This window comes from Trinickia dabaoshanensis (genome assembly GCF_002879885.1).
Classification (GTDB): domain Bacteria; phylum Pseudomonadota; class Gammaproteobacteria; order Burkholderiales; family Burkholderiaceae; genus Trinickia; species Trinickia dabaoshanensis.
Window position 1 is genome coordinate 98,947 of the sequence record NZ_PNYA01000016.1, and the last position, 14,388, is coordinate 113,334.

17 protein-coding genes are annotated in these 14,388 nt (G+C 63.2%); 12 read left to right on the plus strand and 5 right to left on the minus strand.

Going from position 1 to position 14,388, the window contains the following annotated elements; translation table 11 throughout:
• Window positions 1-283: 283 nt before the first annotated feature.
• From C0Z18_RS18045 to C0Z18_RS18080, 8 genes are all read left to right on the plus strand, one after another.
• Window positions 284-1,183 (plus strand): DMT family transporter, encoded by a 900-nt coding sequence (locus C0Z18_RS18045; RefSeq protein WP_102646844.1) that lies wholly within the window; start codon window positions 284-286, stop codon window positions 1,181-1,183.
• A gap of 129 nt (window positions 1,184-1,312) precedes the next feature.
• A complete protein-coding gene (locus C0Z18_RS18050) occupies window positions 1,313-2,848 on the plus strand; it encodes a fumarate hydratase (RefSeq protein ID WP_102646788.1) in 1,536 nt (511 codons plus the stop codon).
• Between the two features lie 181 nt (window positions 2,849-3,029).
• Window positions 3,030-3,512 carry a bacterioferritin gene (bfr, locus tag C0Z18_RS18055; protein ID WP_102646789.1) on the plus strand — a complete coding sequence of 161 codons (483 nt, stop codon included), beginning with the start codon at window positions 3,030-3,032 and terminating at the stop codon, window positions 3,510-3,512.
• Window positions 3,513-3,554: 42 nt separating this feature from the next.
• Window positions 3,555-4,487 (plus strand): glutamate racemase, encoded by a 933-nt coding sequence (gene murI, locus C0Z18_RS18060; RefSeq protein ID WP_102646790.1) that lies wholly within the window; start codon window positions 3,555-3,557, stop codon window positions 4,485-4,487.
• 229 nt (window positions 4,488-4,716) lie between these two features.
• The gene (locus C0Z18_RS18065) at window positions 4,717-4,959 is read left to right on the plus strand and encodes a (2Fe-2S)-binding protein (RefSeq protein WP_102646791.1); all 243 of its coding nucleotides are present in this window, start codon (window positions 4,717-4,719) and stop codon (window positions 4,957-4,959) included.
• Between the two features lie 263 nt (window positions 4,960-5,222).
• Entirely contained in the window at window positions 5,223-5,933 is a 711-nt protein-coding gene (locus C0Z18_RS18070; protein WP_158244258.1) for an energy transducer TonB, read from the plus strand.
• 47 nt (window positions 5,934-5,980) lie between these two features.
• The gene (locus tag C0Z18_RS18075) at window positions 5,981-6,709 is read left to right on the plus strand and encodes a MotA/TolQ/ExbB proton channel family protein (protein ID WP_102646793.1); all 729 of its coding nucleotides are present in this window, start codon (window positions 5,981-5,983) and stop codon (window positions 6,707-6,709) included.
• A gap of 12 nt (window positions 6,710-6,721) precedes the next feature.
• Entirely contained in the window at window positions 6,722-7,141 is a 420-nt protein-coding gene (locus C0Z18_RS18080; RefSeq protein ID WP_102646794.1) for an ExbD/TolR family protein, read from the plus strand.
• Window positions 7,142-7,484: 343 nt separating this feature from the next.
• Here C0Z18_RS18080 and C0Z18_RS18085 read toward each other — a convergent pair whose 3' ends face one another.
• Window positions 7,485-8,489, minus strand: a complete 1,005-nt coding sequence (locus C0Z18_RS18085) for a LysR family transcriptional regulator (RefSeq protein WP_102646795.1) — start codon at window positions 8,487-8,489, stop codon at window positions 7,485-7,487.
• Window positions 8,490-8,606: 117 nt separating this feature from the next.
• Between C0Z18_RS18085 and C0Z18_RS18090 the strand changes: the two genes are divergently transcribed.
• The 4 genes from C0Z18_RS18090 (at window position 8,607) to hemP (ending at window position 10,963) form a co-directional block, all read left to right on the plus strand.
• A complete protein-coding gene (locus tag C0Z18_RS18090) occupies window positions 8,607-9,479 on the plus strand; it encodes a pirin family protein (protein WP_102646796.1) in 873 nt (290 codons plus the stop codon).
• Window positions 9,480-9,623: 144 nt separating this feature from the next.
• The gene (locus C0Z18_RS18095) at window positions 9,624-10,049 is read left to right on the plus strand and encodes an OsmC family protein (RefSeq protein ID WP_102646797.1); all 426 of its coding nucleotides are present in this window, start codon (window positions 9,624-9,626) and stop codon (window positions 10,047-10,049) included.
• A gap of 39 nt (window positions 10,050-10,088) precedes the next feature.
• The gene (locus C0Z18_RS18100) at window positions 10,089-10,571 is read left to right on the plus strand and encodes an SRPBCC family protein (RefSeq protein WP_102646798.1); all 483 of its coding nucleotides are present in this window, start codon (window positions 10,089-10,091) and stop codon (window positions 10,569-10,571) included.
• Window positions 10,572-10,726: 155 nt separating this feature from the next.
• Complete coding sequence (gene hemP / locus C0Z18_RS18105) at window positions 10,727-10,963, plus strand: hemin uptake protein HemP (protein ID WP_102646799.1); 237 nt, start codon at window positions 10,727-10,729, stop codon at window positions 10,961-10,963.
• Between the two features lie 164 nt (window positions 10,964-11,127).
• On the opposite strand, the gene C0Z18_RS18110 is transcribed toward hemP, so the two are convergent.
• Genes C0Z18_RS18110 through C0Z18_RS18125 form a run of 4 tightly spaced genes read right to left on the minus strand, consistent with a single transcriptional unit; the run spans window position 11,128 to window position 14,341 of the window.
• Complete coding sequence (locus C0Z18_RS18110) at window positions 11,128-12,540, minus strand: 4Fe-4S binding protein (protein WP_102646845.1); 1,413 nt, start codon at window positions 12,538-12,540, stop codon at window positions 11,128-11,130.
• The gene (locus C0Z18_RS18115; RefSeq protein WP_102646800.1) at window positions 12,537-13,379 is read right to left on the minus strand and encodes an FTR1 family iron permease; all 843 of its coding nucleotides are present in this window, start codon (window positions 13,377-13,379) and stop codon (window positions 12,537-12,539) included. Before C0Z18_RS18115 ends, C0Z18_RS18110 begins: the two co-directional genes overlap by 4 nt.
• A gap of 49 nt (window positions 13,380-13,428) precedes the next feature.
• Complete coding sequence (locus C0Z18_RS18120; RefSeq protein WP_102646801.1) at window positions 13,429-13,761, minus strand: cupredoxin domain-containing protein; 333 nt, start codon at window positions 13,759-13,761, stop codon at window positions 13,429-13,431.
• Window positions 13,762-13,792: 31 nt separating this feature from the next.
• Window positions 13,793-14,341, minus strand: a complete 549-nt coding sequence (locus C0Z18_RS18125; RefSeq protein ID WP_102646802.1) for an iron transporter — start codon at window positions 14,339-14,341, stop codon at window positions 13,793-13,795.
• Window positions 14,342-14,388 lie beyond the last annotated feature (47 nt).

The window sequence follows — 14,388 nt, forward strand, 5'->3', positions numbered from 1 at the left end:
GATGAAACTCGCGTCCGGCGCCAGCGAGCCGATAGGCCCTCGAACCGCGCAAGACTGAAATGGAATGCCGCATCGCAACAACGAAGCGCCATGCGCAACGCGCTCGCATGATAGTGGGTGCACAGTAGCGGCGACAACTTACCGGCTTCTTACAGCGCGCGCCATCGGCCGTTCGGTCGACCACATCCCTATTGCCGGCGCGGCTGCGCGCGCCGCCAACCCGGGTTTACGTGGTCGCGCACGCCCCCCTACAATGCTAGCCGAACTCCCCCCGGATCACAGCTTGAATCGATACGTTTGGTTTCTCATCGCCGCGATGCTGCTCGTCGGCAGTAACGTCGGTATCGGTAAGTCGATCGTCGCTTTCGTTCCCGTGCTCGTCTTCGCGCTGCTGCGCTTCGTCATCGCGCTCGCGGTATTGTGGCCGCTTCTGCGGCCCTCGAAGATGCGCGAGGTCAAACGCGGCGAATGGCTCAATCTCTTCTTGCAGGCGCTCTTCGGCACATTCGGGTTTACGCTGCTCATGCTGAACGGCGTGGCCCGCACGAGCGCCGTGGCCGCCGGCGTCATCACGAGCACGATTCCGGCCGTCGTCGCGCTCTTCGCTTGGCTCTTTCTCGGCGAACGGCCGAACGCGCGCGCCTGCGTGTCGATCGCCTTGGCCATGCTCGGGATCGTCGCCGTCAATCTATCGCGCGGCGGCGCCTCGGCGGCTGCGGGCGCCACCGGCTCGCTCGCCGGCAATATCATGGTGCTCGGCGCGGTTTGCTGCGAATCGCTCTACGTGATCTTGTCGCGCCGGCTCACCCAAACGCTCGCGGCCATCGACATCTGCGCCTATACGCATTTGTTCGGATTCTTGCTGATGCTGCCGCTCGGCATCGAGGCACTGGCCGGCTTCGATTACACGGCCGTGCCGCGGGGCATCTGGGCGCTGACCCTTTGGTACGGCCTATCGGCCAGCATCTTCTCGTTCTGGCTCTGGATGAAGGGCATCCGCCATGTGCACGGCTCGCTCGCCGGGGTCTTCAGCGCCGTGCTGCCCGTGGCCGCGGCGGGATACGGCATCGTGTTTTTGGGCGAACGTCCAACGCTCGCCCACGGCGTCGCCCTAGCCTGCGTCGTGACGGGCATCGCGATCGCGAGCATCGATCCGAAGCGCTCGCCGCCGGTTGCGTCATAGGGGCCGGGACGCCGCGCCACGGGGGCGCAGCGTGCTTGGTAACGGCGGCGCGGTACAATAGCGCGATTTTTCGTGCGCTTTTAGCGCCATCGTTTCCGTTTTGCCGCTCCGTCCCCACAGCACTCAGCCATGACAGTCATTAAACAGGAAGACCTCATCCAGAGCGTCGCCGACGCGCTGCAGTACATCAGCTACTACCATCCTCTCGACTACATTCAGGCCCTGGGCCGAGCGTACGAGCTGGAGGAGAGCCCGGCGGCGAAAGACGCCATCGCCCAGATCCTGACGAACAGCCGTATGTGCGCCGAAGGCCGCCGTCCGATCTGCCAAGACACCGGCATCGTCACGGTCTTCCTGAAAATCGGCATGGACGTGCGCTGGGGCAGCGAAAGCGGCCCGGCGACGATGAGCGTCACCGATATGGTCAACGAAGGCGTGCGTCGCGGCTACCTGAACCCCGACAATGTCTTGCGCGCATCGATCGTCAATCCGCCCGAAGGCGCCCGCAAGAACACGAAGGACAACACGCCCGCCGTCATCCACTACGAGATCGTGCCGGGCGACAAGGTGGACGTGCAGGTCGCGGCCAAGGGCGGCGGCTCGGAAAACAAATCGAAATTCGCGATGCTGAACCCGTCCGATTCGATCGTCGACTGGGTGCTCAAGACGGTACCGACGATGGGCGCCGGCTGGTGCCCCCCGGGCATGCTCGGCATCGGCATCGGCGGCACGGCCGAAAAGGCGATGCTGATGGCCAAGGAATCGCTGATGGATCCGATCGACATCCAGGACATCATCGCCCGCGGTCCGCGCGACTGGATCGAGGAACTGCGCATCGAGCTGCATGAGAAAGTGAACGCGCTCGGGATCGGCGCACAAGGTCTCGGCGGCTTGGCCACGGTGCTCGACGTCAAGATCATGGCCGCGCCGACGCACGCCGCTTCCAAGCCGATCGCCATCATCCCGAACTGCGCGGCCACGCGCCATGCCCACTTCACGCTCGACGGCACGGGCGCGGCCCATCTCGAAGCGCCCCCGCTCGACGCTTGGCCGAAGGTTCAATGGGAACCGAATACGGAAACGAGCAAGCGTGTGGATCTGAACACGCTCACGCCCGAGGAAGTCGCGAGCTGGAAACCGGGCCAAACGCTGCTGCTCTCCGGCAAGATGCTCACGGGGCGCGACGCCGCGCACAAGCGTATCGCCGACATGCTGGCCAAGGGCGAGAAGCTGCCCGTCGATTTCACGAACCGCGTCATTTATTACGTGGGCCCGGTCGATCCGGTGCGCGACGAAGTCGTCGGCCCGGCAGGCCCGACCACGGCCACTCGCATGGATAAGTTCACCGAAACGATGCTCGCGCAAACGGGGCTCATTTCGATGATCGGCAAGGCCGAGCGCGGCCCCGTGGCCATCGAGGCGATCAAGAAGCACAAGGCGGCGTATTTGATGGCCGTCGGTGGCGCCGCTTATCTCGTCTCTAAAGCGATTCGCGGCGCGAAGGTGCTTGCATTCGAAGATCTGGGCATGGAAGCGATCTACGAATTCGACGTTGCCGATATGCCTGTCACGGTAGCCGTCGATTCGACCGGCACGTCGGTCCACCAAACGGGGCCGAAGGAGTGGCAAGCGAAGATCGGCAAGCTTCCGGTCGTCACCGCGTAAGGCCGCACGCGGCGCCATCTCGACGAAAGCCGGGCCGCGTGCCCGGCTTTTTGCTTGGACATCGGCCGGATGGCCGACGTGACGTGTCAAGCCTTGGCTTTTGCCGGCTCAACGTTTATCGTTTGCCAACACCGGTCCGATAGTCCAATAGCCCGATAGCCCCTAAAACAAGGAACAACCTATGCAAGGCGATAAGAAAGTCATCGAATACCTGAACGCGCAGCTCAAGAACGAGCTGACGGCGATCAATCAGTACTTCCTGCACGCGCGGATGTACAAGCATTGGGGACTCGAAAAACTCGGCAAGCACGAGTACGACGAATCGATCGGCGAGATGAAACATGCCGATATGCTGATCGAACGCATCTTCATGCTGGACGGTCTGCCCAATTTGCAGGACTTGCACAAGCTGCTCATCGGCGAGGAAACGAAAGAGATCCTCGAATGCGATCTAAAGCTCGAGCAAGGCTCCCAAGCCACCTGCAAGGAAGCGATCGCCTATTGCGAGTCGGTGCGCGATTTCGTATCGCGCGGGATCTTCTCGACGATCCTCGACGACACCGAAGAGCACATCGACTGGCTCGAAACGCAGCTCGACCTCATCGACAAGGTCGGCATCCAGAACTATCAGCAATCGGCCATGGGCTCGCCCGCGCAATCCTGACCGCCGCGCGCTCGCGTACCATCCGCCCTCGCCTCGCCGGTCATGACCGCATCGTCCGCATCGTCCGCATCGTCCGCATCGTCCGATAGGCCGCTCGCCGACTCCGCCTCCTCGGCGGTGCCGCGCGCCACGATCGCGCGCGCCCGTACCGCGCCGATCGGCATTTTCGACTCGGGGCTCGGGGGGCTGTCGGTGCTGCGGGCGATACGCGCGCAGCTACCGCACGAGTCGCTGCTGTACGTCGCCGATTCGCTGCATGCGCCGTACGGGCTGCGCGACAACGAGTTCATCTCCGAGCGCACGCTTGCGATCGGGGAATGGCTCGTCGCGCAAGGCGCCAAGGCCCTCGTCGTCGCCTGCAATACCGCGACGGCCGAATCGATCGCGTTGGCGCGCGCGCGCCTGGCCATTCCTATCATCGGCGTGGAACCGGGCATCAAACCGGCGGCCAGCCAATCGAAGTCGCGCGTGGCCGGCGTGCTCGCGACGCAGGTGACGCTGCGCAGCGAACGATTCAAATCGTTGATCGAACGCTACGCGTCCGACTGCCGCTTCATGTGCCAACCCGGCCATGGGCTCGTGGAAGCGGTCGAGCGCTGCGAAATCGATACTGCGCAGGTGCGCGCGCTTCTCGCGAGCTATATCGAGCCGATGCTTGCGGCCGGTGCGGATACGCTCGTCCTAGGTTGTACGCATTACCCGTTTCTCGACGCCGCGATCCGCGACATTGCGCGTGGACGACTGACGCTCATCGACACGAGCGTGGCGATCGCACGGCAACTCGAACGCGTGCTCGATGCGAACGGTTTGCGCGCGCCGGCCGATACGCAACCGCCGCCGCCGCGGCTGTGCTCGACGGACGAAGGCGTGCATATGCGCCGGCTCGCATCGATGCTGCTCGGGCTGGACGGTCCCATCGAACACGTCTGCATTACCGGCTGCGACCAAGCGCCGCAGCAAGCGCCTTCCGTCTGAACTGCCGCTCCCGCTGCGAGCGGGAGATCACGCCCCCTTTCTCGCCCTTTCCCCACAACGCCTGAACGGTCGAAACCGGTCGCGCCTAGTGCGCTCCCATTGCGGCGTCATATGCGAATGGGGTTCGAACGTTACGGCTACTTGTTACAAAAAACCGGACGATGCGCTTGCCAACGACGCAAAACGTAATGATAATAGTTCGCATTAACGTTCTGTCTTGGCTTCAATCATGATCGTTTGCGTATGCAAGTCCGTCTCCGATAGAAAGATCCGCGCCGCCATCGCGGAGGGAGCAGACAGCTTCGACGAGCTGCAATTCGAACTAGGCGTGGCCACGTGCTGCGGCAAGTGCGAGGAGTCGGTGCGTGAGGTCATGGCGCAGTGCGGGATCTGCGAAACCCATTGCGGCGTCGAGCGGCCGGTGCCCGTACAGCCGATGCCGGTCATGTTCTACGAGCGCAAAGCCGCCTAAGCGTCCCGCCTCCTCCGCCCGTTTTCCGCTTTTCCAGTCGGCACGCCAGTCGCTATAGCCAGCAGCCGCTCGTTTTGCTCCAGGAGCTCGAGATGGTCTTACTGATCGGCTTTATCGCAACCCTGTGCATTTCTTTGTTCATCTGCCGTTCGTAATGCGACATCGTACCGCTCGCTGCGCCGGCGTCGCCGCGCCCAGTTCCCGCTAACATGCAAGCCTCGTCTCCCGTTGCGGCCGGCGTAGGGCCGGCAACACCGTCCCGCATGTCGCGTTCACGTATCGTCCCCGCATTCCTGTGCGTGGCACTCGCCCACGCGGTCTTGATTGCCGTCTTCGTCACCGCGAACCGCGCCGCGGTGCCTCGTCCGATCGAGTCCACGGCGATCGTCGCACAACTGCTGAGCGAGCCATCCAACGCCCCCGCCGTTCCCGTGCAATCGCCTGCGCAGCCCCCCGCCAAACGCGTTCAGCACCAACCCGAGCGGCGGCCGGAGATCAGGCCGGCCAAGCCAGTATCGAAACAGCAGGCCGCCGCGCCGGCTGCCAAGCCGGTTGCGCCTGCGCCGGTGCCGGCACCAACCGGCCCCGCGGCCCCCAGCGTCGAGCGTGCCTCCGCGCCCACAGCGCAGGCGGCAGCCAACCCTTCTTCCGCCGCTTCATCGGTTGCCCGCGAAACGATCGCCGTCGCCGCCCCGAAGCACGTCGAACATGCCGAGTGCCGCATCGTGAAACCGGCTTATCCCGAACTGTCGAGGCGTCGCGGCGAAACGGGCACGGCCACGGTGCGGTTCGTCATCGGAACCAGCGGCGCGATCGATGCCGTCTCGCTCGCTAAAAGCAGTGGCTTTACGCGGCTGGACGACGCGGCCGTCGACGCATTGCGGGCCAGCGCCTGCCAGCCCTACTTGGAAAACGGCTCGCCGATCCGCGTGTCGTACACGCAGGCGTTCACGTTCGGACTCGACGACGACTGATCTTCCAATTCGTAAGAAGTAAGAACCAAGAACAAGAGGACGTACACATGCAAAGCTACGGTCTGGCCCACGCCTGGGCGCAAGGCGATCTGGTCACACGCGCGATCGCGCTGACGCTGCTCACGATGTCGTTGATGTCTTGGACGGTCATCGTCGTAAAGGGATGGAACGTCGTACGGCTCAGCCGGCTGACGAAAAACGCCGAACGGCAGTTCTGGCATTCGGACGACTTCGCGGCCGGCGTCGATACGTTGGCGCGCGCCGTACCCGCACGCGAACGCAACCCGTTTCTCGCGCTGGCGCTATCGGGTCAAGAAGCCGCGGAGCATCATCAACGCACGCGTCCCCATCTGCACGACCGGCTCGACGTGTCCGACTGGATCACGCGGTGCCTGAAAGATTCGATGGACGACGGCATTGCCCACATGCAGCGCGGGCTCGCGGTATTGGCGTCGATCGGCGGCACCGCGCCGTTCGTTGGACTATTCGGCACGGTCTGGGGCATTTATCACGCACTGATCGCCATCGGCGAAAGCGGGCAAGCATCCATCGACCGCATCGCGGGCCCGATCGGCGAAGCGCTCATCATGACGGCCTTCGGCCTGGTCGTCGCCGTGCCCGCTGTGCTCGGCTACAACGCGCTCACACGTTCGAACCGGGCGATCGTCGGCAGCCTGCGCCGCTTCGCCCATAGCCTTCACGCCTATTTCGTCACCGGCGCGCGCGTGGCGCCGGCAGCGAGTCCGGCGTTGCGTGTGGCAACGCGCGCAAACTGATCGGAGCGAATCATGGCGATGCCGCTATTCGAAGACGATGCCGACGAAGGGCTCATGGGCGAAATCAACATGACGCCGTTGATCGACGTGATGTTGGTACTCCTAATCGTTTTTATGATCGCCATTCCGGCGATCGAGCACGCGATCAAGCTCGACTTACCGCATGTGGGCAGTCAGGCGCAGGATGTCAAACCGGCCCATATCGAGGTTGGGCTGCGAGCCGACGGCACGCTTGTTTGGGATGGGGCGAATGTCGACGATGCCGGCTTGCGCGCCGCCCTTAAGCAAGCGGCGCAAACGAAGCCCCAACCGCAGTTGCGTTTGCGCGCCGATCGTAAAGTGCCGTATGAACGGGTGGCCGACGTGATGTCGGCGGCGCAGGAAAGCGGGCTCACGCAAATTGGGTTCGTCACGGAACCCCGCGCGCATTGAATGAAGTCCAACAAGTAAAAGGCCCTCATCGGCGATGAGGGCCTTTTTGCTGCGCACGCGGCGCCTTCGGGCGGCGGGCTCCCAGCCATCGGACTGGCTATCGAGCAACGCATGCGATCGCCGTGTCTCGCACGGACCACGCTGTCGGCCCTATCCGGCTTGCTATAAGAGCATCCGTCTGGTTTCACGTTGGACGCCCCAACGCGAAAGGCACTTCACTATAGGCTCCGGCGCCCCGTGCTTCAAGACACCGGCCATTGAAACTACTGATCGGCCCGGCGACTTAAATGGTAAAAGCGATTCGCCCATCGCCCATCGCGCCGCGCACGGGCGGCGTCGAGCATCAACGGGCCGGATCGGCCACCGCCGCGGATGCTTCCCTATTCGCCAATTGGGCCGCCCTCACCTGCTCGCGAGTGGGACATTCCAACATCGTGTGGTTTTCCTGGTCTAGCTTTTCCACCAGAAAATCGACGAAGGCTCGCACCGCCGGCACCATGCCCTGGCGCGATACGAACACGGCGAACAATTGAGGGGTCGGCAACGTCCAGCCCGGCATGACGGGCGAAAGTTGTCCAGTACGCAAAGCAGCGCCGTACATCATCTCCGGCAACGCGGCGATGCCCACGCCATCGAGCACCGCTTCGAGTATCGTCGACAGATCGGCCGTCACGAGCCGAGGTTCGTGCTCATGAACGTGGCGCCGGCCGTCGGGCGCCGTCAAATGAAATGCGTGCCGCCCATCGCCGCTGGGCGTATCGAGCGTATCGAACTTGGCCAGGTCCGCCGGCGAAACGGGAGGTGCATGTTGACTCAGCAGACTGGGCGCGCCCACGAGCAACTGCTGCGTGCGCCATAACGGCCGCACGACGATGTTGGCGCTATCGGGCGGCTCGGAGCGCACGCGAAGCGCGACGTCGACCGAGTCCTCGTACAGATCGATGACACGGTTGGTCACCCGGATCGAGACGCGCACCTCCGGATAGCGCAGCAAAAACTCGGGAAGTATCTCGCTGAGCATCGTTTGCGAGACCGTCACCGGCACGCTCACACGGACGGTCCCGCGCGGCGCCGAGCGCAACTCCTGAACCGCGTTCATCGCGGCTTGCGCTTCCGAGAGCATCGCCTGGCAATGCCGAAAGAAGCGGTCGCCGGCCTCGGTCAACGAGAGCTTGCGCGTCGAGCGCTGTAGCAGCCGAACGCCGAGCGAGGTTTCGAGTTCGGCCACGCGGCGCGACAGCCGCGACTTCGAGATGCCGAGCACGCGTTCTGCCGCCGAAAAACCACCGTGTTCGACGACCTGCGCGAAGTACATCAAGTCATTTAGATTTTGCGAATCGAGCTGCATTTCATCGTTCCAACGGTAGGACAATCCATTGCTCTGAACAGGGCTAAAACGGGCGCGGACCCGTCCATATAATAGGTCTCACATTCTTACGCGACCGTCCCTTTCGAGATATTGCTCATGACCACGTCCCGCACGATCCGCCATACCATCGCGGCAGTTCGCACCTTAGAAGGTGGCGGCTTCGTCGTTCACCGCCCATTCCCGACCCGAATGTTAATGGACTTCGATCCTTTTTTGCTGCTCGATGAAATGGGTCCCATCGATTACGCCCCGGGTGAGGCCAAGGGCGCCCCCGATCACCCGCATCGCGGGTTCGAAACCGTCACTTACATGCTCGAGGGCAGCTTCGCTCACAAGGATTCGGCGGGCCATCGCGGCGTGCTGCGGCCGGGCGACGTGCAATGGATGACGGCGGGCGCGGGCGTCGTGCACAGCGAGATGCCCGACCCCGCGTTCGCACGGGCGGGCGGCCGCGTGCATGGGTTGCAACTGTGGGTGAACCTGCCCCGGCGCGACAAAATGATCGAGCCGCGCTACCAAGAGATGCCGTCGGAGCGAATTCCGACTGCCTCCACGAGCGACGGCAAAGTTCGCGTGAAGGTCATTGCGGGCGAAGCGCTCGGCGTGAAGGCCGCCATCGAAACGCGCACCCCGATCCTTTACCAGCACTTCACGCTCCAACCGGGCGCGTCCATCGTCCAGCCCGTGCCGAGCGCATATCGCGTCTTCGCTTACCCGCTCAGCGGAACGGGACGCTATGGCGACGAGCAGCGCGAGATCGGGGCGCAGCGCATGGTGATTTTCGGCGACGATGGCGATGCGGTGACGCTCTCCGCAGGCGACGAGCCGCTCGAGGTGCTGCTCATCGGCGGCGTGCCCCTGAATGAGCCGGTGGTGCGGCACGGCCCGTTCGTCATGAATACGGAAGACGAGATCCGGCAAGCCATCGTCGATTATCAAGCCGGACGGATGGGCGAAATCGCGCATTGAAGCGCTCGCGCTAAGGGCCGATGGCGGGCGCCCATCGCTCCGTGCACGCGCACGGCCACGAATTGCGTCACAATAGCCGCTCGGCTGCGCAAGCCGGCGGCACAGCGCCCCGAGCTCGCCAGCTTTCCAACCAGGAGGACAGGCATGAGCGAACGCGTTGTCACGGCAAGCATCGGCGCAACCCCCTACCAAGTCACGTTCGACGACGGCGCCCATCACTTGTGGCACGCCGACGAACCCGTGTCGCTCGGCGGCGGCGACCGCGCCCCTACCCCGGTATCGCTTTTGCTGTCGGGTTTGGGTGCTTGTACGTCGATCACGTTGAAGATGTATGCGCAGCGCAAGGGCTGGCCGCTCGAGGACGTGCAAGTGTCGCTCTCGATGCAAACGGGTGATCAAGGCTCGACGATCGACCGGAAAATCGTCTTGCACGGCGAACTGACCGATGAGCAACGCGAGCGGCTACTTCAAATAGCCAACGCATGCCCTGTTCATAAGATATTGACGCGACCGATCGCGATCAACACCGGGCTCGCGGCCATATTGCCCGCGACACCCGACGAAGTGTAAATCGCCCCGCCCGCCGCACTCGCTGCAGAAGGAACGCCCTTGAATTTCGAACATCTCGTCCAGATCAACGATCCATTGAACCCGCTCGCTGAGACGCTCACGCGCGACCAGCTATGGGAAGGACTCGTGCTGCGCGCCGAACAGCCGCAGCTTTTCGTGCTCGGCCTCGATAGCTGCACGATTCTGTCGCGCACGGCCGATACGCTCGAACGCGAGTTGCACTATGGTCACGCGACCGTCCGCGATCGCGTCACGTTGACGCCGCACGAAAGCGTGCGCTACGACATCCTGGCCACAGAGGCGCACGTGGGCGGCTCGCTGACGATGACGATCGAGCAACCCGACGAGTTGCAACTGTTCGTCCGATTCGAATATGCCACCACGTTGCCCACGCCCGACACCGAAGACGCCCGCCAAACCAGCGAGATCGTGAAATCGGCGTACCGCGAGGCCGATATCGACACCGTGCGGCTCATTCGCGAATACGCGCGCAACCCTACGCGGGCGACGCCGCTTCATTGAACGAGGCGGCCGCTCGGCCGCCGGGTCCCCTCCGGCCATCGGACGACGATGGTCGCGCCCTATCAGTGCCCTATCTCAATGAATTTGTTTTTTACAATCGATAATGATTCTCATTTATAATTGATCTTATCGAATCGAACAACGATGGCTCCAGCATGAGTGAACCCACGCGTCAGTCCACGCTAACGTTGAGAACGTCAATGAACAGTGTCACTCGGTCCCGTTCGAAGGACTCAGTAGGCACGCGGCGAGAAGACAGCAACGGTACGGCGGAACGTACGCTGTCGAGCGACCACTTATTGCAGGGGCATAGTCACGTTTTTATCGCTCACAACGGTGAGCGATACCAGTTGCGAGCCACCCGTCTGGGCAAATTGATCCTGACGAAGTAAGCACCGAGTATTGTGGGGACCACCTCCTCGAGAGGTGTTGGGCAGTAGCCAGCGCAACGTCGAGCACGTGAGTCTAGACCCCTTCGTGCCCCTCTTTAACGACGTCGCAGCCAGCCATGCCGCTTTTTTCGGTCCTTGTTTGATTCGCTGTTGGGTGCGTTCCGCTATCGCGCGAAGCCCCAAAACATTAGCCACCAAGCGCTATCGGCAACCGCCAGCGCGGCCGCCACACATACCATCGCGCCAATGCGCAACGAGACGCGCCGCGTGTACTGGCCCGTGACGCGCCAAGCCAACCAGGCACTCCACGCATTAGCGATCGCCAGCACGGCGATGCGAACGGTCGACGCCCAGTCCAGCGGCACATGTTCCGCGCGCAGCAGCGACAGCGTCGTCGCCGACAATCCCAAGAACACGCCCGCGCCCGCGATTGGAATCAACGATTGCGTCAGATGGTGCAAGCGCGCCCGATCGAACTTGCCGAGCACGCGAGCGCCTGCCGTCATAAGGGCAAGGAGCACCGTGCCGTAAACGAGTGCCGTCGCCAAGATATAGGCGACTAATAGCGTGCCGTCGAGCCAGGAAAAGACATCGTTCTGGTCGGGGTAATGGGTAAAGAGAAACCACGGCGCATTCGTGTCGAGCATCCACGTGAAGTCGTGATCGATCAGCCAGCCGGCGAGGTACTGCTTGATCTCGACGAACCATGGGCTCGCGCTCCAGTGAAACGCCCCGATCGCGACACCGAGCAGGCCGTAAAGAATCAAGGCCGTATCCCAACCGTTCGCCGCGTCGCGCCCCAACTCGACAACTTCTTGCGCCGGCGAACGCCAATTCAATGCAATGGCGTCCCGGTGACCGCTGCAGCGGCCGCACATGTGGCACGACGCCGCGCCCTTCATATTTCGCAATGGCACCAGAGGCGCACAGTTGATCGGAATGACGCGGTGACCGCGCTCGCCCGCCGTGTACGAACGCCGCCAAGCAGCCTCGTCTACCTTGTAGTGGAACGGGGCGAGCCGCGACAACAGGGAAAACACACCGTTGACGGGGCACAGGTACCGGCACCAGATGCGCTTGTCTCGACCGTAGAGGAAACCGATGACCATGGCGGCCAGCGTCGAACCGCCCAGTACGAGCAATACCGCGCGCGGATACTGATAGACGCTGACCATCTGGCCATAAATGGTCGTCAGGCCGAAGGCAACGAACGGCCACCCGCCCCAGCGCATCCAGCGCGGAATGGCACGCCCTCTTCCGTGGCGGCTAGCGAATTCGGCCAGCGCCCCTTCGGGACAAAGCACCCCGCACCATACACGGCCGAGCAAAACCATCGACAGCAAGACGAATGGCCACCAGATTCCCCAAAACACGAATTGGGCGGCCAGCGTGAGATTGTTCCAAAGATGCGCGCTCTCGCCCGGCAACGGCAAGCACGCCGGGACGATGATGAGAAACGCGTAAACGGCGACGACGACCCATTGAATCGCGCGAATCGCCGCGCCGTTGCGCTGCATCCACGCACCGACACGCGCGAGCCGCCCTTGGCCGGCGGCGCCGATCGCGGGCGAGCTCATGCCGTGCGTCCGGCCGCCTGCGCCGGCGCGCGGCCGGCGCGCCGCGCGAGCCAGCCGACAACGAGCCAATACAGCGCGTAAGCCACCAGATTGGTCAGCGCCGGGTGGGCACGATAGCCCGTCAACGCGGCGACCAGCGAGCCGACGGTGCTCGAATCGTCGAGCAGCCGGGAGGTATCCCACACCTGCGAAATACCGAGCGGCAGGATTTCCTTATCGATGAGCTTGTCGACACCCGTTTGCAACAGACCGGCGCCGAGCAGCAGCAGCATGATTTCCGTTACGCGGAAGAAATGACGCCAGGAAAACACGCGGCCGCCGAGCTGGAGGATGTAGAACGTGAGGAATGCGAGACCGAGCCCGAGGAAGATGGCCAGGATATCGCCATGGCCCACGTGCCCCGATTGACCGAACCCGAGACCGTAGAGAAAGATCACCGTTTCGCTGCCCTCGCGGGCGATCGCCAGCGCGACGAGAACCGCGACACCCCAGCCGTTGCCGTCGCGCGTGCGCTCTTGCAGCGTGCGTTCCATGTCGCGTTTGAGCGTGCGCCCGTGGCGCTTCATCCACAGGACCATCTGCACGATCAGGAAGCACGCGACCAGGACCATGCCCGTCTGGAAGTAGTCCGCCGCATCGCCGGACAGCACTTCGCTGAAGCCCACCAGCGCGGCACCGAGCACCACCGCCGCCAATATGCCGACGCCCACGCCGGCCCACAGATACGGCAAACCGCGCCGCGCCTCGGGGTCGCCGTTCTTCAGCCATGCGTAAAGGATGCCCACCACGAGCAGTGCCTCGACGCTTTCGCGCCACACGACGAACAAAACCTGGCCCATCTCTTACTCTCCAAGCGCCGGGCTTTCCTCTACCCGGCGCAAAAAGCCACTACTTGACGACGATGACGCCGCGCGCCGCCTGATGGAAATCGTCAAAAAACTTGTATTCGCCCGGCGTTTGGGGGGCGATCACGACGACCGAGGATGCGCCGGGCGCAAGCACCTTCTCCTTGCGCAGCTCGACGCTTTCGAATTCGGCTGCACCCTTCCCGCCGTTATGCACCTCGATGCGGATACGCTTGCCGGCGGGCACTTCGATGCGCGCGGGCGTGAGCGTACCGTCGGCCATCTCGAGCTTGACCGTGACCGCGTCGTCGGCGCGCGCCGCGAGGGCCGCGACGGCGAACAAACCGGCCAGTGCGGCCTTCGAAACCCATTTCATCCTGCTCTCTCCCTATGCCGAGCGGCGCGACTCAGTAGCCGCCCTTCTTACCGATGCCCGCGAACGGGAAATCGTATTGCAGCGTAATCGGCTTGAACCAGGGGCCCACACCCGTCTCTTTGTCGGTATGGCGGCCGAAGGCCATGTGACCCGTTTGCATCGGCGGCTCGACCACGATCGTGAGGTGGTACTTGCCGGGACCGAACAGCTTGACGTTGTCGCCATAGTGCGGGCCGTCGCTCGCCACCATCGGCATCAGGTCGCCCTTGATCGTCTGCTTGCCGCCCACCTTGCTCAACTCGTAATGGACTTGCAGATAAGGCATCCAGTCGCCTTCGGCAAAGCCGGTCGGGTTGTTCTTGACGGCGTGGATGTCGGCTTCGAGGTGAATGTCCGAATCCGACGCCTTGCGCATCATGCCTTCCGGATCCATCGTGATCGGCTGCAAATACACGGCGCCGATTTCCATGCCGCCCTGCACCTGGGGCTTGCCGATCGGGTACTCCGCCGCCGACGCCGTCAATGCGGTCGCAGCCGCCACGGCTGCCACGCCGCTCACAATCCAGGTGGAACGCTGCATCGAAAAACTCCTCTTTTTGCTCTGATCGAATATCCAACAGCAAACCG